The organism is Nocardia sp. JW2 (assembly GCF_051843015.1).
Taxonomy (GTDB): domain Bacteria; phylum Actinomycetota; class Actinomycetes; order Mycobacteriales; family Mycobacteriaceae; genus Nocardia; species Nocardia coubleae.
This window is the reverse complement of record NZ_JBPXLK010000017.1, coordinates 19,074-37,047: the sequence shown is the minus strand read 5'-3', so window position 1 is coordinate 37,047 and position 17,974 is coordinate 19,074. Positions and strand designations below refer to the sequence as shown.

Sequence of the window (17,974 nt, the reverse complement as noted above, 5' to 3'; positions counted from 1 at the left end):
CAGCGGGCGTCTGCGGATCAGGGTAGGCGGATCGGGTTGACGATGTCGGCGGCGAGGGTGAGCAGCATGAAGGCACCGCCGATCACGACCGCCACATACGTCACGGGGAGCAGTTTCAGATAGTCGACCGGGCCTGCGGGGGCTTTGCCGCGCCAGGAGCGCACCACATCGCGCACCTTCTCGTAGAGCACCACCGCGATGTGCCCGCCGTCGAGCGGGAGCAACGGCAGCAGGTTGAACGCGCCGAGGAAGAAGTTCAGGCTGGCCAATACCAGGATGAACATGCCCCACAGACCACGCTCGGCGGTCTCGCCACCGATCCGGCTCGCGCCGTAGACGCTGACCGGGGTCTCCGGGTCGCGCTCGCCGCCGGTGACGGCCTCCCACAGCGCCGACACCTTCTGCGGCATCTTGGCCAGGGACTTCACCGTCTCGACGAAGAAGTCGCCGGTGAACACGATGGTCGCCGGAATCGCCTCGACCACGCCGTACTGCTGCGGTTCGGCGTAATCGGGGCCCACACCGACCGCGGACACCTCGCGGGCCGGACCCTCCTTGGGCGAGCGCATCACCCGCTCGGGGGTCACGGGCACGGTGAGGGTGTCGCCGTCGCGTTCGATGGTGTAGGTGAACGTGCCGGTCTGCTTCTGGGTTTCGGCCTGGAACTGCGCCCAGGTGCTCACCTCGACGCCGTTGACCGCCTTCACCACGTCGCCACGCCGTAAACCGGCGCGCTGAGCCGGACCGTCACCCGTGCACGGTGCGAGCTTCTTGTCCGGCGTCTCCTGGGCGACGCAGCTCATGGTGCCGAGCGCGGTGGCGGGCGGCTGCTCGAGCTGCGGCAGACCCCAGCCCACCGCGAGCACGACCAGCAGAATGAAGCCGAGCAGGAAGTTCATGGCGATGCCACCGAACATCACCACCAGCCGCTTCCAGGTGGACTGGCGATACATCGCCCGGTCGACCTCTTCGGGCTCCAACTCGTCCAGGGCCGTCATGCCCGCGATATCGCAGAAGCCGCCGAGCGGCAGCGCCTTGAGGCCGTATTCGGTCTCGCCACGACGGAACGAGAAGATACGGGGCCCGAAACCGATGAAGTAGCGGCGTACCTTCATGCCGGTCGCCTGCGCGGCCCACATGTGCCCGCATTCGTGCAACGCGATCGAGATCGTGATACCGACGGCGAACAGGGCAAACCCGAACGCGAATACCATCTGGCCCTTTCTCTGTTCTCGGCGGCTGGCGCCGCGGTGGGGGTCCTGTTGAGTCGGTCAGGTCAGGGCGTCGGTACTTCGGCGATAACCTCGGCGGCGAACTCCCTGGCCCAGCGGTCGGCCGCGAGGACGTCGTCCAGGGTATCGGGTTCGGCACGCCAGCGGTCCGCGGCCTCGACCGCGCGGGTGACGGTGCGCACGATGGCCGGGAAGCTGATGGCGCCGTCCAGGAAGGCCGAGACCGCGACTTCGTTGGCGGCGTTGTAGACGGCGGTGACGCTGCCGCCCGCCTCACCGGCTTGCCTCGCCAGACGGACAGCGGGGAAGACCGCGTCGTCGACGGGCTCGAACGTCCAGGTCGACGCCGTGCCGAAATCGCAGGGCGTGGCCGCGCCGGGGAGGCGGTCGGGCCAGCCGAGCGCCAGGGCGATGGGCAGCTTCATATCCGGTGGGCTCGCCTGGGCCAGGGTGGAACCGTCGGTGAACGTGACGAGCGAATGCACGATCGACTGCGGGTGCACGGTGACATCGATGCGGTCGTAGGGCACCCCGAACAGCAGGTGGGTCTCGATCAGTTCCAGGCCCTTGTTCACCAGCGAGGCCGAGTTCAGGGTGTTCATCGGGCCCATCGACCAGGTCGGATGCGTTTTCGCCTCGTCGGGGTTCACCGATTCGAGCATCTCGGTGGTCCAGCCGCGGAACGGGCCGCCGGAGGCGGTGAGCACCAACCGGTCGACTTCCTCGGCGCGACCGCCGCGCAGGCATTGGGCCAGGGCGGAGTGTTCGGAGTCGACGGGGACGATCTGGCCGGGTGCGGCCGCCCGGGTAACCAGCGAACCGCCCGCGACGAGGGACTCCTTGTTGGCCAGCGCCAACCGGGTCCCCGACTCGAGGGTGGCCAACGTCGGTTCCAGGCCGAGCGAACCGACCAGGGCGTTGAGCACCACGTCGGCTTCGGTGCGGCGCACGAGTTCGGTCACCGCGCCCGGCCCGCCCAGGTCGAGATCGAGTTGCCGGGCGGCGGCGGGATCGGCCACGGCGACATTGCGGGTGCCGGTGGCGGCCATCTGCTCGGCGAGCAGCGCGGGATTGCCGCCGCGCGCGGCCAGCCCGACCACCTCGAAGCGGTCCGGGTTGGCGGCGATCACCTCGAGCGCCTGGGTGCCGATCGAACCGGTACTGCCCAGGAGCAGCACCTTCACCCGGTCGGTCGCCGTCGTATTGCCGTGCGCGGCACGGGGTGCGTGGTGGGACACGGGCCCATTGTGGCAGGGCTGCTGGCTACGACGAACGGTCGTATGCCACGATATGCACACTCGCCCAACCAGAACTCGAGCCCTAAGGAGCGATCGTGGCCGCCACGGACCTCGAAAAAGCCAGCACCGAGCGCGCCGTCGCCACCAGCGTCGACCCCGCCGAGGTGCCCTCGGCAGCGTGGGGCTGGAGCGGCGAGTCGCCCAAGACCTTCCGCATCGCCGGCTGGTTCGTCGTGATCGCGCTGCTCGGCATGACCATCGGTAACCACCAGGGCCACGTCGAGGACATCTTCCTCATCGGGTTCGCCGGTCTGCTCGCGGCGATCCTCGTCCTCGATTCGCTCACCAAGCGCATCCCGAGGTAGACACCCGCACCGATGCCTGCGGCGCGATTCGATCGCGCCGCAGGCATTGTCGTGTCAGCGGCCGCGTCGCGCGCCGGGCTTGCGTCCGGCCTTGGCAGGTTTGCGCTGCGCGGTCTGCTTCTTCGGCGTCTGCTTCTTCTGCGCACGCTCGGGCGCGGGCCTGGCCGGTTCCGCGCCGCGTGAACTGTTGGCCGAGCGGCCGCGCACGATGCCGACGAATTCCTCGACCAGTTCCGAATCGCCGTCGGCGGGCCAGGCCAGCGCGATCCGGGTGAACTCGGTGTCGCTGATCGGGCGGTACACCAGGTCGCGCCGATGGTGCAGCCGGGCGATCGACTGCGGCACGATCGTCACTCCCCCGACGGCAGCGACCATCGCCAGGGCGTCCGCGGCCTGATCCAGATCGCCGCTGTCGTGGTGCTGTTCGTCGGCCAGATCGGCCGGGCTCACGGCATCGAGCAGCGACAACGCGTCGTCCTTCTGTACGACAGCGACCGGCGTCTCCTCCCACAGCGGGATCGCGTTCATTCCGGACCGGTCCATCGGCAACCGCACGAAGCACAGGTCCACCCGACCCTCGCGCAGCGCGCTCTCCTGCTCGCTCTGCGCGACACCGAGCACCTCGAGGGGGTGGTCGGGCAGCCGCTCGCCCCACACGCGCGCCCACTTCGACACCGTCACCCCCGGCACGAAACCGACGCGCAGGCTCGCGGGCCCCTCCGGCTTCTGCTCGCGCTGTGCCTGCTCGTCGGCGCGGATCAGCTCCCGCGCGTGTTCGAGCAGGGTCGCGCCGTCCTCGGACAGCTGGGTCGGCGACGCACCTGGCACGAACAGCCGCGTGCCGAGTTCACCCTCGAGCTCGATCACGGTGGCGCTCAAGGCTTGACGCGGAATCCGCAGCGCCTTCGCGGCGCGCGCGAAATGCAGTTCCTCGGCGACGGCGACGAACCGACGTAACCGGGTGAGGTCGATGGAGTCGGCGGCGGTGACGTCGAAGTCGCTCATTCGGATCAGAATATGGCACGCGCCGAACAGGTCGGCGCGCCGATCACAGGTTGGTCAGCACGGCGATGAGCACGGCGATGCCGATCACGATGGCGAACACCACCAGCAGCACCCCGAACATCGACCCCCAACCGCCCCGCGCGGGCGGCGGTGGCGGCATGGGCGCGCGCATCGCGGGCTGGGCCCAGGCGGCGGGGGTCGCCGGTCGCGGCGCCATCGGCGGAACCGGTGCGACCGGGATCGCGGCACCGGAGGTGTTCACCGGCCGCATCGGCTGCATCCCCATGAACGGCTGAGCGTGCGCCCCGGACGCCGGGCGTGCGATCGGGCGGGCACCGGTGGTCCCCGTGCGCATGGCCCGCTGGGCGGCCTCGACGAACTCCTCGCAGGAGGAGAACCGGTCGGCTGGTCGCTTGGCCAGCGCCCGCGCCATCACGGCATCCAGATTCGGCGGCAGCCCGGCCCGGCGCGGGCTCACCGGCGGTGGCGGCGACTGCAGGTGCCCGGTGATGACGGCGGCCGGGCTGGGCGCCTCGAACGGTGCGGTGCCGGTGAGCAGGGTGTAGAGCGTGCAGGCCAGCGAATACTGGTCGGCGCGATGGTCGAGTGGGACACCGGTGAGCTGCTCGGGTGCCGCGTAGGCCAGTGTCGCGGTGAACGAGCCGGTCTCGGTGAGGTGACCGGAATCGTCACGCAGACGCGCGATGCCGAAGTCGGTGAGATACACCCGCTCTTGGCTGTTGGACCTGGCCAGCAGGATATTGGCCGGTTTCACATCGCGGTGCAGCACGCCAGCGCGGTGCGCGAAGTCAAGGGCGGCGGCGGTCTCCCGGATGATCTGCAACGCCCGATCCGGTGGCAGCGTCGCCGGATCGAGCATCGACGCGTCGATCCCGTCGACGTATTGCATGCTGATCCACAGCTGGTCGTTCTCCACACCGCGGTCGAACACCGTCACGATATTGGGGTGGTCGAGCTGGGCGACCAGGTCGGCTTCCCGCTCGAACCTGGCCCGGATCTCGGCGTCGGAGAACAGCTCCTGATTCAGCAGTTTCAGCGCGGTCCACCTCGGCAGCCGAGGATGCCTGGCCAGGTACACCGAACCCATCCCGCCGCGACCCAGCTGCCGGTCGATCGTGTATCCGGCGAATACCGTCCCGTCAGAAACCACTCTGACCCCCGAATCTCGCTCGTCGTCCGACGCGCTGGACCCTACCAAAACGGTGTTCGTGCCGTCGCGGGCATCCACTAGCTCATCGGGAAGGTGGTCAGTTCCTTCAGCAGTTCGGGCAGGTCCTCGGCCAGCACGTCCGAATCCCGGGAGAACAGGAATACCCAGCGTTCTCGGCCCGGGTCACTGAATGTGGAGACGACTACGGTCATGTTGTAGCTGTCTCTGCCGTACTGGTCCTTGAAGAAGAGCGCCCGGTGGTCGTCGGTGCGTGTGCCGGACGATCCGCTGCCCACATCTTTGGTCTCGCGCTCGAATCGGGCGACCGCCGCCTTCGCCGACTCCTCGGAGGGGAATGCGTAGAAGGCGAATCTGGTCGCGTTGATGTCGGCGGGTTTGCAGGACCATTTGGCATGCGCCTCTTGAAATGTCAGTTCCCACTGGAGTTCGCCGCGCGTGGTCGTATTGACATAGGCCTCACAGGAGCGGCCACCAGCACCGACTCCGGTCAGGTAGGGGTTCGACAGCGATGTTCCATCGGCTTCACCGGGCGGCAGCATCTGCGGGAACGCCGCAGACATCGCGGCGATGTCGCGATGGGCACGGGAACGATTGAGAATCTGCGACACCCAGGTGCTGTCGTCCTGCCACACCCAGTACGACGCACCTGCGATCGCGGCGAACACCGTCAGCAGAATCAGCGGAACGACGCCACGCCCGCGCCGGGCTGAAACGGGGCGAGCGGAATGAACCGGCGCCGGTCGCAGGTGCGGCGCGGGTATCGATGGGCGTGAATACTGCTGGTGCACAGGGGGCGCGAATGCCGTCGGTTGCCCACCCGTCCCGGTGAGAGCACGGCGGGCGGCCGCTGCGAATTCCGCACACGAATCGAAGCGGTCCACCGGGCGCTTGGCCAGCGCCCGCGCCAGGACCGCGTCCAACGCGGTGGGGAGGTCCGGTCGACGCCTGCGCACCGAGGGCGGTGGTGATTGCAGATGACCTTGAATGACGAGCACCGGATTCGCCGCCTCGTACGGAGCTTCTCCCGTGAGCAACGAGTACAGCGTGCAGGCGAGGGAGTACTGGTCGGCGCGATGGTCCAGCGGCGCACCGGTGAGCTGTTCGGGAGACGCGAAAGCGAGGGTGGCGGTAAAGGTTCCGGTCTGGGTGAGGTGGTGGACGTCGTCGCGGGGACGGGCGATACCGAAATCGGTGAGCAGCACGCGCTCCGGGCCGTTCGCCGCGGCCAGCAGGATATTGGCCGGTTTCACGTCGCGATGCAGCACGCCGTTGCCGTGCGCGTGGTCGAGTGCGGCGGCGGTGCCCTCGATGATGTGCAGAGCGCGGCCGGCAGGAACAGGATGCTCGATGTCGGCGGCGTCGACACCGTCGACGAACTGCATGCTGATCCACAGCCGCCCGTCGTCGAAGCCCCGGTCGTACACGGTGACGATATTCGGGTGTTCGAGCTGCGCGGCCAGATCTGCCTCCCGCTCGAACCTGGCCCGGATCTCGTTGTCCGAGAACAATTCCGGATTCAGCAGTTTGAGCGCGGTCTGGCGCGGCAGCCGAGGATGCCTGGCCAGGTACACCGAACCCATCCCGCCACGACCGAGCTGCCGTTCGATCGCGTACCCGGCGAAAACGTCCCCCGTCGTAAGCATGATCCCCCGTTGTCGAACCGATCGATTACCGATCCAACTTAGTGCAGGCCACACCACGCCATCGGGGTCCGGGTCACTCTTCGACCCGCACACCCATCGACCGCGCCGTACCCGCCACGATGCGCATCGCCGCGTCGACATCGGCGGTGTTGAGGTCGGGCAACTTGCGAATCGCGATGCGGCGCAACTGATCGCGGCTGAGCGCACCGACCGGCTTGTGTCCCGGTTGCGGCGATCCCGGTTGCCCGAGCGCGGCCCGGATGAGGGAGGCCGTCGGCGGCGTCTTGAGCCGCATCGTCCACCGCTTGCGCGCATCGATCGTGATGACAGCGGGAATGATCTCCCCACGCCGATCCGCCGTCGCCGCATCGTATTTCCGCTTCACCTCGAACGGCGGAACCCCGGTCGGCCCGAGCATCTTTCCGAGCGCCATCAGCGAGGCATTACCCGCTTCGAGCTCGACAGTGACTGTGACAGAGGCTGTTTCGCGCGCCATAGTCAACGATCTCGGACCGGCGCATCATTGCGGTCCCGCGACGATAACGCCTGGGCCGCAACAGTTTCAGTATCAGCCTTCGGCGGCGAGCTGACCGCAGGCCGCGGCGATCTCCTGGCCGCGGGTGTCGCGCACCGTGCAGGACACACCCTGGGCGATCACGCGGCGGACGAACTCCTTCTCGACCGGCTTCGGGCTGGCGTCCCACTCGCTGCCGGGGGTCGGGTTGAGGGGGATCAGGTTCACGTGGACCAGGGGGCCGAGGGCCTTGTGGAGTTTCTTGCCGAGCAGGTCGGCGCGCCACGGCTGATCGTTCACGTCGCGGATCAGGGCGTATTCGATGGATACACGGCGGCCCGACTTGTCGGCGTAGTAGCGGGCGGCGTCGAGGACCTCGGAGATGGGCCAGCGGTTGTTGACCGGGACCAGAGTGTCGCGCAGTTCGTCGTCGGGGGTGTGCAGCGAGACGGCCAGCCGCACCGACATGTCCTCGTCGGCCAGCTTGCGGATCGCCGGCGCCAGACCCACGGTCGACACCGTCACCGAACGCTGCGAGATGCCCAGACCGTCGGGTGCGGGGGCGGTGATGCGGCGCACCGCGTTCACCACCCGCTTGTAGTTGGCCAGCGGCTCACCCATGCCCATGAACACGATGTTGGACAACCGGCCCGGCCCGCCGTGCACCTCGCCGTCACGCAGGGCGGCAGCCGCGGCCCGCACCTGGTCGACGATCTCGGCGGTCGACAGATTGCGGGTGAGCCCCGCCTGCCCGGTCGCACAGAACGGGCACGCCATGCCGCAGCCCGCCTGGCTGGAGATGCACAGCGTATTGCGGTCGGGGTAGCGCATGAGCACGCTCTCGAGCAGTGTGCCGTCGTGTGCGCGCCAGAGCGTCTTGCGGGTGTCGCCCTCGTCGCAGGCCAGGTGACGCACCACGTCGAGCAGCGGCGGGAACAGCGTCTCGCCCACCTTCTCGCGCACGTCGGCGGGCAGATCGGTCATCTGCGCCGGATCGGACTGCAGGCGGCCGTAGTACTGGCGCGCCAGCTGATCGGCACGGAACTTCGGCAGGCCCAGCTCCTGCACCGCGGCCTTGCGCTCGTCCGCGTCGAGGTCGGCGAGGTGGCGCGGCGGCATACCGCGACGCGGGGCATCGAACACAAGGGGCAGGGAGGTGGCCATAATTCCTCCATTGTCCCAAACGCCGCGACCGGGCCGCCACGCCGGGCGCCGTTATCGAGAAGATGCGTGCAGCGGTGATAGCGGTCGACCATGATCGAGGTATGTCCACGAACGCAGAATCAGGCACGCCACCGGCGCGCGAGCCTGAGGCCGAGCCCACCGCCGGCCGAGAACCCGAGCATGCGCCTGCCAAGCACGCACCCGTCAAGCGACCGAAGCCGGACGCGCTGGTGCGGTCGCGCACCGGCTACACGTGGATGGCGCTGCTCGCTGCCGCGATCTTCGGGATCATTCTGCTGATCTTCATCCTGCAGAACCTCGACAAGGTGCAGGTGACGCTGCTGTTCTGGAGCTTCTCGCTACCGCTGGGAATCATGGTGCTGCTGTCGGTGATCCTCGGCGCACTGGTGATGGGGCTGGTCGGCGGCATCCGCATCCTGCAGTTGCGCCATGCCGCCCGGCAACCCTGAGAACCTCAGACCAATGCGCTGAGCACCAGCCACGACACGAACGCCGAGGGCAGCATCGAGTCGAGCCGGTCCATGATTCCGCCGTGCCCCGGCAGCAACGTGCCCATGTCCTTGATGCCGAGTTCGCGCTTGATCTGCGATTCGATCAGGTCGCCGAGAGTCGCCACGACCACCAGGCCGACGCCGAGCACCACGCCGATCATCGAGTTGGCCTCGAGCAGCAGCGTGACGGTGAGCAGACCACCGATCACGCTGAACACCAGCGAACCGCAGAACCCTTCCCAGGACTTCTTCGGGCTGATCGCGGGCACCATCGGATGCCTGCCGAACAGCACGCCCGCGACGTAACCGCCGACATCGGAGCAGACGACGAGGATCATGAACGTGAGCACCCGCAGGTTGCCGTCGGGTTCGAGCAGCAGCAGCGTCGAGAAGGCCGCGAGCAGCGGGATCCAGGACAGCGTGAAGATCGCGATCGCGGTGTCGCGCAGGAAGTTCCGTGGCGCGGTACTCAGACCGTGATCGAACAGGCGCCAGACCATGCAGGTCAGCGCGGTCGCGGCGAACGCGCCGAGCACCCCGCTCGCACCCCACGGCCAGCCGAGCCAGAACACCGCCTGTCCGCCGACGAGCAACGGGATGCGCGGTACCAGGACGTCGGCCTCGCGCAGCCGCTTGGTGACCTCCCACATGGCCACGCCGACACCGACACCGGCGACGCCGATGAACACCTTCGGGACGAACAACAGGATCGCGATCAGCGACAACCCGAGGCCCAAGCCGACCGCCAGCGCCGCGGGCAGATTGCGACCCGCCCGCGATGCCGGAGCTTTCGGCTGTTCCTGCGGCACGGCCGCGCCGGGTTCGTCCCCTGCCACGGCCGCGCCGGTCGGCTCGACCGTGTCCGGCGGCGATTCCGGTTCCGGTGCCGCACCTGTGGCGGCGGCGTCTTCGGCCACGATTGTCCCGTCGCTCAACTCGTCGTTCCGTTCATCCCCCGCACGAGCGGGACTGGCGAGATCTGCGCTCAGACCTCGAGCAGTTCGGCTTCCTTGTGCTTGACCAGCTCGTCGATCTGGCCCACGTACTTGGCGGTGGTCTTGTCGAGCTCCTTCTCGGCGCGCCCGACCTCGTCCTCGCCCGCTTCACCATCTTTCTGGATCCGGCCGAGTTCTTCCATCGCCTTGCGACGGACGTTGCGGATCGAAACCTTGGCGTCCTCGCCCTTGCCCTTGGCCATCTTGACCATCTCGCGGCGCCGCTCCTCGGTGAGCTGCGGGACCGTGATGCGCAGGATGTCACCGTTGTTGGTGGGGTTCACGCCGAGATCGGAGTTGCGGATGGCGTTCTCGATGGGACCGAGCTGGCTCTGCTCGTAGGGCTTGATCACCACCATGCGCGGCTCCGGCACGGAGATGCTGGACATCTGGGTGATCGGCGTCGGCGTGCCGTAGTAGTCGACCAGGACCCGGGTGAACATGCCCGGGTTGGCGCGCCCGGTGCGGATGCTGCCCAGATCGTCCTTCGCTACCGAGACGGCCTTCTCCATTTTCTCCTCGGCATCGAAGAGCGCTTCATCAATCACGACCGGTTCCTCCACAGCGTCGTCATCGTCATCGTCCGCGAGTGCGGGGTCAGGACCGAACCAAGGTGCCGATGGGTTCACCGGCGACCGCACGAGCAATATTGCCCTTGATCAACAGATTGAACACCAGCATCGGCATCTGGTTGTCCATGCAAAGGCTGAAAGCGGTGGCATCGGCCACCTTCAGACCTTTCTCGATCACTTCCTTGTGGGTGATCTCGGTGAACATGCTGGCGTTGTCGTCGACCCGTGGGTCGGCGTCGAACACACCGTCGACGGCCTTGGCCATCAGCACCACGTCGGCGCCGATCTCGAGCGCACGCTGGGCCGCGGTTGTGTCGGTGGAGAAGTAGGGCATGCCCATGCCCGCACCGAAGATCACCACGCGACCCTTCTCCAGGTGGCGCTTGGCGCGCAGCGGGAGGTACGGCTCGGCGACCTGGCCCATCGTGATGGCGGTCTGCACGCGCGTATCCACCCCCTGCTGCTGCAGGAAGTCTTGTAGCGCAAGGCTGTTCATCACGGTGCCGAGCATGCCCATGTAGTCGGAGCGGGCGCGTTCCATGCCGCGCTCCTCGAGCTCGGCACCGCGGAAGAAGTTGCCGCCACCGATCACCACGGCCACCTGGACGCCGGTCTCGACGATCTCGGCGATCTGCTCGGCCACGGTCTGCACGACATCGGGATCGAGCCCGACACCGCCGCCACCGAACATCTCCCCACCCAGCTTCAGCAGCACCCGGCGATATCCAGGGCGGTCGTTACCCGGGTCGGTCATGGGTGTTCGTCTCCTTCGGCGAGGTGAGATCGGTTCGAACTGCGGGCGCGCGGAGCAGGCCGCACAGCAAGGCAGAGCGGCATCCATCCTGCCTTATCCGGTTACCGCCACCACACAAGACCCCCTCGCGCGCGGCCCGCGCCGGGTCGGTCCGCGCGTCGGCGGCGCACGGCAAAACGCCCCCGATGCTGAGCGCATCGGGGGCGTCGGATGGCCTGATCAGGCCTGGCCGACCTCGAAGCGCGCGAAACGCTTCACGGTCACGCCCGCGTCCTCCAGAAGGGCCTTGACGGTCTTCTTGGAGTCGGTGACGGCGGCCTGCTCGAGCAGGACGACATCCTTGAAGAAGCCGTTGACGCGGCCTTCGACGATCTTCGGCAGTGCGGCGTCGGGCTTGCCCTCTTCGCGCGCGGTCTGCTCGGCGATGCGGCGCTCGTTCTCGACGGTCTCGGCGGGCACCTCGTCGCGGGTCAGGTACTTGGCCTTGAGCGCGGCGACCTGCATGCCCGCGGCGCGAGCGGCCTCGGCGGCGGCGTCACCTTCACCCTCGTACTCGACCAGCACGCCGACGGCGGGCGGCAGGTCCGAGGCACGCTTGTGCAGGTAGGTGGCGACCGGGCCGTCGAAGGACACGGTGCGACGCAGTTCCAGCTTCTCGCCGATCTTGGCGGCCAGCGCCTGCACGGCCTCGTCGACGGTGCTGTTGTCCAGCTTCAGCGCCTTGAGGGCGTCCAGATCGGCCGGCTTGGCAGCGGCGGCCGCGGTGACGATCGCGTCGGCCAGCTCCTGGAACTCGGCGTTCTTGGCGACGAAGTCGGTCTCGGAGTTGATCTCGATCATGACGCCGTCCTTGGCGATGACCAGACCCTCGGCGGTGGCGCGCTCGGCACGCTTGCCGACATCCTTGGCGCCCTTGATGCGCAGGACCTCGACGGCCTTGTCGAAGTCGCCGTCGGACTCGGCCAGCGCGTTCTTGCAGTCCATCATGCCGGAGCCGGTGAGCTCCCGGAGCCGCTTCACATCAGCAGCGGTGTAGTTCGCCATCGGGGGCGAGCCTCCTCGTGTGTGGGGTGCTTGGGTGTTAACACCACCTTGCCGACCGCTTCTGAACTCAGAAGGGCCGGCAAGGTGAACGTAGAGCTAGGCGATCAGCTCAGAAGTCGGCCGGGGTGTGCTGGGCCGGGTCGGCCTTCACCTCGGCAGCGGCTTCGGCCGGGGTCTCGGCGGCCGGGGCCTCGGCGGCGGGGGCTTCAGCGGCCGGGGTCGCCTGAGCCAGCAGCTCCTGCTCCCACTCGGCGAGGGGCTCGCCTGCGCCGGCTTCGGGCTTCGAATCGCCGGAAGCGCGGCCCGCGCGGGCCTGCACGCCCTCGGCCACCGCGGAGGCGACGACCTTGGTGAGCAGAGCGGCGGAACGGATCGCGTCGTCGTTACCCGGGATCGGGTAGTCGACCAGGTCGGGATCGCAGTTGGTGTCCAGGATCGCGATGACGGGGATGTTCAGCTTGCGAGCCTCGCCGACGGCGATGTGCTCCTTGTTGGTGTCGACGACCCAGATGGCCGAGGGCACCTTGGCCATGTCGCGGATACCACCGAGGGTGCGATCCAGCTTGGTCATCTCACGCGTGAGCATGAGGATTTCCTTCTTGGTGCGACCCTCGAAGCCACCGGTCTGCTCCATGGCCTCGAGCTCCTTCAGGCGCTGCAGGCGCTTGTGGACGGTCGAGAAGTTGGTGAGCATGCCACCCAGCCAGCGCTGGTTGACGTAGGGCATCCCGACGCGAGTCGCCTCGGCCGCGATCGACTCCTGGGCCTGCTTCTTGGTGCCGACGAAGAGAACGGTGCCACCGTGGGCGACGGTCTCCTTGACGAACTCGTAGGCCTTGTCGATGTAGGTCAGCGTCTGCTGCAGGTCGATGATGTAGATGCCGTTGCGGTCGGTGAAGATGAACCGCTTCATCTTCGGGTTCCACCGACGAGTCTGGTGCCCGAAGTGCGCGCCGCTGTCGAGCAGCTGCTTCATAGTTACGACAGCCATAGCTCCCGTACCCTCTTTCGTTGCCGGTTGACGCAGCCGATCGGCGATCGACTGCCCTGGCGCCACCGAAACCACCGGACCCGATCGACGTGATCGGGACCAGCCGGCGATTTCACTGTTCATCCGCTGGAGAACTCGCGCTGACATGCCCTCGCGGACCGTCTGCGTTGCGAGCGACGACCGGATGGACGAGCACGGGTGGCGCGCGAAGTCGGTCCGTGCCGAGCACACGTGTTGCTGCTGAGCACAAACCGCTCGTTCAGTCTACGCGGCGACGGGCCAGGGCCGAAATCGCCCCCGCTCGCCGACCGGGCATTTCCGTGGTGAAGTGCGCGATATCCACATGTGCCGAAGTTGTCCACAATCGGGAAATCGTTGTCCCGCTCGGGGATCGCGGGGTCGACAGTTGTGCCATGAACACATTGACGCGCGTCCTGTTCACCACCTTTCCCCTTCTCTGCGCGGTGGGTGTAGCGGCGCCGGCGGCCGGTCATCCCGCCCCGGTGTGCGCGGTCCTCGCGCAGCCACCGGATGACGGGGAGGTCGTTTCCCCACGGTCTCGGGCGGCAGCACCGGGCTCGGTGCCGGCCGCACCGCCACCGCCTGGTGAGAGAGCGGCGCCTGGGTCCGTCGTTGTGATCGTGGTGCCGGGGCCGACCGCGCCACGGCCTACCGGGGTCGACGCTGCCGGCGGTCCGTGTGCCACGGCAGGCGCTGAGGGAGGCGTCGGTGCCGGGATTCCGGCGGGGTGTGACGGTGTCGAAGGTCCTGTCGACGGCGGTGAGCGGGTGCCGGTGCGGCGACCCGGTTCCTGCGGCAAGGCACCGATGCTGCGACCCGGGGAGATGCCGAAGGGGTCGCTGGTTCCGGCGCCGGTTCCGGTGCGGGTGACCGTGCACGATCTCGGATCGGCGGCGCCTGCCCAGCAGCGGGCCCGGCCGGAGAAGGATCGGGGTTCCGCGCCGGAGCTCGAGATTCGGGTGCGCGGCGGGAGCGGTTCGGCGGCCGACCTGCCTGCCGCGTTGCGCGAACTCGTGCGCGTGCTGGTGCCTCAGCGCGTGCCTGCGCCGCGGCCCCATCGCTGAGGCGCTCGACGATGGCGAGCCGGGTTCGTCCGTATGCCTGGATTTCGGGTGCCGTCCTCGTGCTGACGGTGGTCGCGGGTGGGGTGGCGCCGGTCGGGGCGGTGGAAACCGGACCGTTCGGCTGGCCGCTGCGTCCACGACCGACGGTGGAACGGCGGTTCGACAAACCGGAGCGCAATTGGTTGCCGGGCCATCGCGGGGTCGACCTGGCAGGCACCGAGGGTCAATCGGTTCTGGCGGCGGGCGACGGAATCGTCGTCTTCGCGGGCACGGTCGCTGGGAAACCTGTGGTGTCGATCGACCACGAGGGCGGCCTTCGTACCACCTACGAACCCGTGCAGGCGCAGGTCAAAGTGGGAACCCGGATAAGTCGCGGTACCCCGATCGGCAGCCTGGTTGCCCGACACGAGGGCTGCCCCGTACCGGCCTGTCTGCACTGGGGTGTCCGCCGCGAATCCAGCATCCACAGCCGCCGCGAATACATCGACCCCTTGGGTCTGCTGCACGAAGTCCCGGTACGCCTGAAGCCGCTGAACCCGGCACTGTGACCTCGACGACCCGGCACGGAGCCGCAGGGAATACCGGCCACAATCGATACTGTGCCCGCAGAATCAACGCCCTTCACCTATCCCGACGTCGGCGCCACCCGCGCGACCACGCTGCCCGCCGGTTACCACCGGTTCCGGCTCCGGCGGCCGATAGGGATGGGTCGCGAGCTGTTCGATCGGGCGGGGACTCACATCCTCGCCTTCGGAATGCAGAAGGGAGTCGGCATCTTTCAGCGCGCCGATTCCGAAACCGCCAGGGAGGGGACCGAATTGACGGTCCGTCTCGGCGCCGGGCCGCTCGGCATCAATGCGCCGTGCCGGGTGGTCTACGTGCTCGACGAACCGAACCGCCGCGGGTTCGCCTACGGCACGTTGCCCGGGCATCCCGAACGGGGCGAGGAGTTGTTCGCGGTCGAATACGACCCGGCCGACGACACGGTGTACGGGCTGGTCACCGCGTTTTCGACACCCGCCGCGTGGTACACCCGCCTGGGCGGGCCGGTCGCGCGCCTGCTGCAACACTGGTTCGCCCGCCGCTACCTTCGAACATTGCCGAGCGATACCGGAAGCTGACCCACGCGGGCCGGTCGTCAGAGGAAGGCGCTCAGCACGTCGGCTTCCGCGGTCACCTGGTCGCGCTGGTCCACCGCACCGAGACGGTCGTATTCCCCTGCGGTGATGCGTCTTTCGTTGATCTCGTGGCGGACGATCTCGACGATGTCGTCCTCGGTGAGTTCCCGGCGGCGGGCTTCGGCGGCGCCGAGGCCGACGGCACTGTCTTCCAGCGCACCGGCTTTCGCGTCGCCGACGTCGACCGCCTCGGCATTGTCGATCGCGGCCAGGGCTGATCGCAGTGCCGAGATCGCGCTGCGATCCCTGGCTTTCATCGCGGGCTTCAGTGCGGTGCGCAGGCGATCCCGCAACGCGGTGAGGGGCTGGTCCGGTGATCCTGCGGTCATGAGAGTCGACTCTAATTGCCTGTTCGGTACCCGTCGATCGAGTTCCTGTGGCCGACGGGGCGGTTGTTCGATCGGCGTCATGATGCGTATCGGCTGCCGAGCAGGACCTCGGCTACGGCGATGAGGATCACCAGCGTGACCACGAGGGTGGTGATCGACACCAGCCGGTGTCCGCCCGCCGAGCGGCCCCGGCCGAGCGACCGACCGCGATACCAGCCCAGACCGGAGAGCAGTACGGCCGCGGTGGCGGCGGCGCAGGGAAGAACGATCCACATGCCGTCCTCGGTGGTCGCCTCGTGCGCGAAGAGCAGCGCACAGACAGCAGCGCCGAGGGCGGTGCGCCGCCACGCGAGCGCGGTGCGTTCCATGGCAAGGGTCGGCGCGGTCACGACAACACGACCGCCACACAGACGAGTACGGCGATCACCGCGACGCCGACCGACAGCACCGGCACCAGCACCGTGCCCGGCAACGGCCCACCGGCCAGCATCGCCCGATTCACCCGACGCCAGTGCCGATACGCGCCCACCGCGACGGCCAGGGACATCACCAGGCAGGCCAGCGTGATCACACCGGCGAACCCCGCCAATCGCGGTGGCTGAACCAGGGTGTGCACCGCGACGCCGCCGGCGAGCAGGCCGAGTGCGGTCCTGATCCACGCCAGAAATGTCCGCTCGTTGGCGAGCGTGAACCGATAGTCGACCTCACCCTCCCCGTCCTCGGATTCGGCCCCGACCTCGGGCAATGTCATCCCATCACCTCCGCCACCCATCATGCGCCCCTGACAGCGTCGGCGTGGCATCGCGCGGGTGTGGCGCCGGCGTAGCGGTCATGCGCGGGGATGGGCTTGGTCGTGGACTCGTTTGAGGCGTTCGACGGAGACGTGGGTGTAGAGCTGGGTGGTCGCCATGCTGGCGTGGCCGAGGAGTTCCTGGACCACGCGCAGGTCGGCGCCGCCTTCGAGGAGGTGGGTGGCGGCGGTGTGGCGCAGGCCGTGGGGGCCCATGTCGGGGGCGCCGGGGATGGCAGCGACAACGTCGTGGACGACGGTCCGCGCCTGGCGTTGGTCGAGGCGGCGGCCACGCTGGCCGAGGAACAGTGCGCGACCGGAACGCTCGTTGGCCAGGGCGGGGCGGCCGGCACGCAGCCAGGCGACGAGGGCCGCCTCGGCCGGGGCACCGAACGGCACCGAGCGCTCCTTGTTGCCTTTGCCGAGTACCCGGACGAGTTGCCGTTCACGGTCGATGTCGTCGAGGTCTAGGCCGCACAGTTCGCTCACCCGGATGCCCGTGGCATACAGCAGCTCCACGATCAACCGGTCACGCAAGGCCATCGGGTCCTGCTGTGCGGCACCGGATTCCGCCGCGCCCATTGCCTGTGCGGCCTGCTCACGACCGAGCACCGCAGGCAGCACACGGTGCGCCTTGGGGGCCTGCAACCGCAGCCCCGGATCGATATCCAGCCGCCCCGTCTCGGTCAGCCACGCGGTGAAAGTCCGTGCCGCCGAGGCTCTTCGCGACAGTGTCGTCCGCGCGGCCCCACCCGCCGCCAGCTCGGCCAGCCACGACCGCAACACTCCCAGATCGAGTTCCCGCAAAGCCGCATCCGCCGACCGCGCGTACAGATGCTCGAGCAGAGACCGCACATCCCCCACATAAGCCCGCACCGTATGCGCAGACCGATTCCGCCCCAGCCGCAGATGCCGCCCGAACTCCCCGAGCAAAGCAGTCAAATCCTCGGGCAAAGCGTCCATCCCCCAACCGTCGCCCCTCCCCCCTACATGACGCAACCCACCACGCCGCACACACCACCTACACCGCTGAGTCGACGAGTGGCAGCGGCGGTGACCCGACCCGATCACACCGCCGACAAGCACCGCCTCCACAGACACGTCGCTCTCGCTCTTTCACATTCCGCCCGCGCCCACACGTCGACCAGGCACCGCCGCTATCCCGATAGGGGGATCGGCGCCTAGGACGCTGCGGTCACCTGGCCGACGAGGCGGCAGTACCGCCCTCGCCCTCGGTGCCCTGCACCGGTACCGGCGCCCATCCATCCGGGCATGGACTGGCGCCCTCCCGCTCAACAGCCGCATCGCCCCGGGCCGCCGGATACCCGAATGGCGAGACCACCAACGCCCAGCTGTCCGCTACCGGACGTA

At 68.3% G+C, this 17,974-nt stretch carries 21 protein-coding genes; 5 read left to right on the top strand and 16 right to left on the bottom strand.

Translation table 11 applies throughout. The features are described 5' to 3' along the window. Window positions 1-17 precede the first annotated feature (17 nt). Window positions 18-1,214 (bottom strand): M50 family metallopeptidase, encoded by a 1,197-nt coding sequence (locus tag ACSVDM_RS21865; protein ID WP_439267397.1) that lies wholly within the window; start codon window positions 1,212-1,214, stop codon window positions 18-20. A 62-nt stretch (window positions 1,215-1,276) separates the two neighbouring features. Next, complete coding sequence (gene dxr, locus ACSVDM_RS21860; protein ID WP_439267395.1) at window positions 1,277-2,470, bottom strand: 1-deoxy-D-xylulose-5-phosphate reductoisomerase; 1,194 nt, start codon at window positions 2,468-2,470, stop codon at window positions 1,277-1,279. A gap of 95 nt (window positions 2,471-2,565) precedes the next feature. Between dxr and ACSVDM_RS21855 the strand changes: the two genes are divergently transcribed. Then, window positions 2,566-2,835, top strand: coding sequence for a DUF2631 domain-containing protein (locus ACSVDM_RS21855; RefSeq protein WP_067636515.1), 270 nt, complete (start codon window positions 2,566-2,568; stop codon window positions 2,833-2,835). Between the two features lie 54 nt (window positions 2,836-2,889). Here the strand turns inward: ACSVDM_RS21855 and ACSVDM_RS21850 are convergent, their stop codons facing one another. From ACSVDM_RS21850 to rlmN, 5 genes are all read right to left on the bottom strand, one after another. Further along, window positions 2,890-3,840 (bottom strand): LysR family transcriptional regulator, encoded by a 951-nt coding sequence (locus ACSVDM_RS21850; protein WP_439267393.1) that lies wholly within the window; start codon window positions 3,838-3,840, stop codon window positions 2,890-2,892. Between the two features lie 43 nt (window positions 3,841-3,883). Further along, window positions 3,884-5,011, bottom strand: coding sequence for a serine/threonine-protein kinase (locus tag ACSVDM_RS21845; protein ID WP_439267391.1), 1,128 nt, complete (start codon window positions 5,009-5,011; stop codon window positions 3,884-3,886). Window positions 5,012-5,088: 77 nt separating this feature from the next. After that, window positions 5,089-6,675 carry a serine/threonine-protein kinase gene (locus tag ACSVDM_RS21840; protein ID WP_439267389.1) on the bottom strand — a complete coding sequence of 529 codons (1,587 nt, stop codon included), beginning with the start codon at window positions 6,673-6,675 and terminating at the stop codon, window positions 5,089-5,091. Between the two features lie 73 nt (window positions 6,676-6,748). After that, window positions 6,749-7,171, bottom strand: a complete 423-nt coding sequence (locus ACSVDM_RS21835) for an uL11 family ribosomal protein (RefSeq protein ID WP_439267387.1) — start codon at window positions 7,169-7,171, stop codon at window positions 6,749-6,751. A 72-nt stretch (window positions 7,172-7,243) separates the two neighbouring features. Further along, window positions 7,244-8,353, bottom strand: coding sequence for a 23S rRNA (adenine(2503)-C(2))-methyltransferase RlmN (gene rlmN, locus ACSVDM_RS21830; protein ID WP_439267385.1), 1,110 nt, complete (start codon window positions 8,351-8,353; stop codon window positions 7,244-7,246). 101 nt (window positions 8,354-8,454) lie between these two features. Here rlmN and ACSVDM_RS21825 point away from each other — a divergent pair, with 101 nt between their 5' ends. Continuing rightward, window positions 8,455-8,823 carry a LapA family protein gene (locus tag ACSVDM_RS21825; protein WP_067636523.1) on the top strand — a complete coding sequence of 123 codons (369 nt, stop codon included), beginning with the start codon at window positions 8,455-8,457 and terminating at the stop codon, window positions 8,821-8,823. 5 nt (window positions 8,824-8,828) lie between these two features. On the opposite strand, the gene ACSVDM_RS21820 is transcribed toward ACSVDM_RS21825, so the two are convergent. The 5 genes from ACSVDM_RS21820 to rpsB all read right to left on the bottom strand — a co-directional run bounded on the left by ACSVDM_RS21820 (window position 8,829) and on the right by rpsB (window position 13,221). Further along, window positions 8,829-9,701, bottom strand: coding sequence for a phosphatidate cytidylyltransferase (locus tag ACSVDM_RS21820; protein ID WP_067496448.1), 873 nt, complete (start codon window positions 9,699-9,701; stop codon window positions 8,829-8,831). 149 nt (window positions 9,702-9,850) lie between these two features. Then, on the bottom strand, window positions 9,851-10,408 hold the full coding sequence (gene frr, locus ACSVDM_RS21815; protein ID WP_067496444.1) for a ribosome recycling factor: 558 nt from the start codon (window positions 10,406-10,408) through the stop codon (window positions 9,851-9,853). 49 nt (window positions 10,409-10,457) lie between these two features. Then, on the bottom strand, window positions 10,458-11,186 hold the full coding sequence (gene pyrH / locus ACSVDM_RS21810) for a UMP kinase (RefSeq protein WP_067636525.1): 729 nt from the start codon (window positions 11,184-11,186) through the stop codon (window positions 10,458-10,460). 219 nt (window positions 11,187-11,405) lie between these two features. Next, entirely contained in the window at window positions 11,406-12,230 is an 825-nt protein-coding gene (gene tsf / locus ACSVDM_RS21805) for a translation elongation factor Ts (RefSeq protein WP_439267382.1), read from the bottom strand. A gap of 109 nt (window positions 12,231-12,339) precedes the next feature. Further along, window positions 12,340-13,221 (bottom strand): 30S ribosomal protein S2, encoded by an 882-nt coding sequence (rpsB, locus tag ACSVDM_RS21800; RefSeq protein ID WP_067496258.1) that lies wholly within the window; start codon window positions 13,219-13,221, stop codon window positions 12,340-12,342. Between the two features lie 827 nt (window positions 13,222-14,048). Here rpsB and ACSVDM_RS21795 point away from each other — a divergent pair. Genes ACSVDM_RS21795 through ACSVDM_RS21785 form a run of 3 tightly spaced genes read left to right on the top strand, consistent with a single transcriptional unit; the run spans window position 14,049 to window position 15,427 of the window. Further along, window positions 14,049-14,306, top strand: coding sequence for a hypothetical protein (locus ACSVDM_RS21795; protein ID WP_439267380.1), 258 nt, complete (start codon window positions 14,049-14,051; stop codon window positions 14,304-14,306). A gap of 11 nt (window positions 14,307-14,317) precedes the next feature. Then, entirely contained in the window at window positions 14,318-14,854 is a 537-nt protein-coding gene (locus tag ACSVDM_RS21790; RefSeq protein WP_439267378.1) for a M23 family metallopeptidase, read from the top strand. Between the two features lie 42 nt (window positions 14,855-14,896). Further along, window positions 14,897-15,427 (top strand): DUF1990 family protein, encoded by a 531-nt coding sequence (locus ACSVDM_RS21785; protein ID WP_439267517.1) that lies wholly within the window; start codon window positions 14,897-14,899, stop codon window positions 15,425-15,427. A 17-nt stretch (window positions 15,428-15,444) separates the two neighbouring features. Here the strand turns inward: ACSVDM_RS21785 and ACSVDM_RS21780 are convergent, their stop codons facing one another. The 4 genes from ACSVDM_RS21780 to ACSVDM_RS21765 form a co-directional block, all read right to left on the bottom strand. Then, the gene (locus tag ACSVDM_RS21780; RefSeq protein ID WP_067636533.1) at window positions 15,445-15,813 is read right to left on the bottom strand and encodes a GatB/YqeY domain-containing protein; all 369 of its coding nucleotides are present in this window, start codon (window positions 15,811-15,813) and stop codon (window positions 15,445-15,447) included. A 77-nt stretch (window positions 15,814-15,890) separates the two neighbouring features. Continuing rightward, window positions 15,891-16,202 carry a DUF202 domain-containing protein gene (locus tag ACSVDM_RS21775; RefSeq protein ID WP_439267376.1) on the bottom strand — a complete coding sequence of 104 codons (312 nt, stop codon included), beginning with the start codon at window positions 16,200-16,202 and terminating at the stop codon, window positions 15,891-15,893. Next, window positions 16,199-16,564: a YidH family protein gene (locus ACSVDM_RS21770; RefSeq protein ID WP_067636537.1), complete on the bottom strand. Its 366-nt coding sequence runs from the start codon at window positions 16,562-16,564 to the stop codon at window positions 16,199-16,201. Before ACSVDM_RS21770 ends, ACSVDM_RS21775 begins: the two co-directional genes overlap by 4 nt. A 78-nt stretch (window positions 16,565-16,642) precedes the next feature. Continuing rightward, window positions 16,643-17,566: a tyrosine recombinase XerC gene (locus ACSVDM_RS21765; RefSeq protein ID WP_439267373.1), complete on the bottom strand. Its 924-nt coding sequence runs from the start codon at window positions 17,564-17,566 to the stop codon at window positions 16,643-16,645. Window positions 17,567-17,974 lie beyond the last annotated feature (408 nt).

Bases quoted from the DNA above. Each gene is read 5' to 3' on its own strand.
- ACSVDM_RS21865 (WP_439267397.1), bottom strand. From the start codon at position 1,214: ATGGTATTCGCGTTCGGGTTTGCCCTGTTCGCCGTCGGTATCACGATC.
- ACSVDM_RS21850 (WP_439267393.1), bottom strand. From the start codon at position 3,840: ATGAGCGACTTCGACGTCACCGCCGCCGACTCCATCGACCTCACCCGG.
- ACSVDM_RS21840 (WP_439267389.1), bottom strand. From the start codon at position 6,675: ATGCTTACGACGGGGGACGTTTTCGCCGGGTACGCGATCGAACGGCAG.
- ACSVDM_RS21835 (WP_439267387.1), bottom strand. From the start codon at position 7,171: ATGGCGCGCGAAACAGCCTCTGTCACAGTCACTGTCGAGCTCGAAGCG.
- rlmN (WP_439267385.1), bottom strand. From the start codon at position 8,353: ATGGCCACCTCCCTGCCCCTTGTGTTCGATGCCCCGCGTCGCGGTATG.
- ACSVDM_RS21825 (WP_067636523.1), top strand. From the start codon at position 8,455: ATGTCCACGAACGCAGAATCAGGCACGCCACCGGCGCGCGAGCCTGAG.
- pyrH (WP_067636525.1), bottom strand. From the start codon at position 11,186: ATGACCGACCCGGGTAACGACCGCCCTGGATATCGCCGGGTGCTGCTG.
- tsf (WP_439267382.1), bottom strand. From the start codon at position 12,230: ATGGCGAACTACACCGCTGCTGATGTGAAGCGGCTCCGGGAGCTCACC.
- rpsB (WP_067496258.1), bottom strand. From the start codon at position 13,221: ATGGCTGTCGTAACTATGAAGCAGCTGCTCGACAGCGGCGCGCACTTC.
- ACSVDM_RS21795 (WP_439267380.1), top strand. From the start codon at position 14,049: ATGCTGCGACCCGGGGAGATGCCGAAGGGGTCGCTGGTTCCGGCGCCG.
- ACSVDM_RS21790 (WP_439267378.1), top strand. From the start codon at position 14,318: ATGGCGAGCCGGGTTCGTCCGTATGCCTGGATTTCGGGTGCCGTCCTC.
- ACSVDM_RS21780 (WP_067636533.1), bottom strand. From the start codon at position 15,813: ATGACCGCAGGATCACCGGACCAGCCCCTCACCGCGTTGCGGGATCGC.
- ACSVDM_RS21770 (WP_067636537.1), bottom strand. From the start codon at position 16,564: ATGACATTGCCCGAGGTCGGGGCCGAATCCGAGGACGGGGAGGGTGAG.
- ACSVDM_RS21765 (WP_439267373.1), bottom strand. From the start codon at position 17,566: ATGGACGCTTTGCCCGAGGATTTGACTGCTTTGCTCGGGGAGTTCGGG.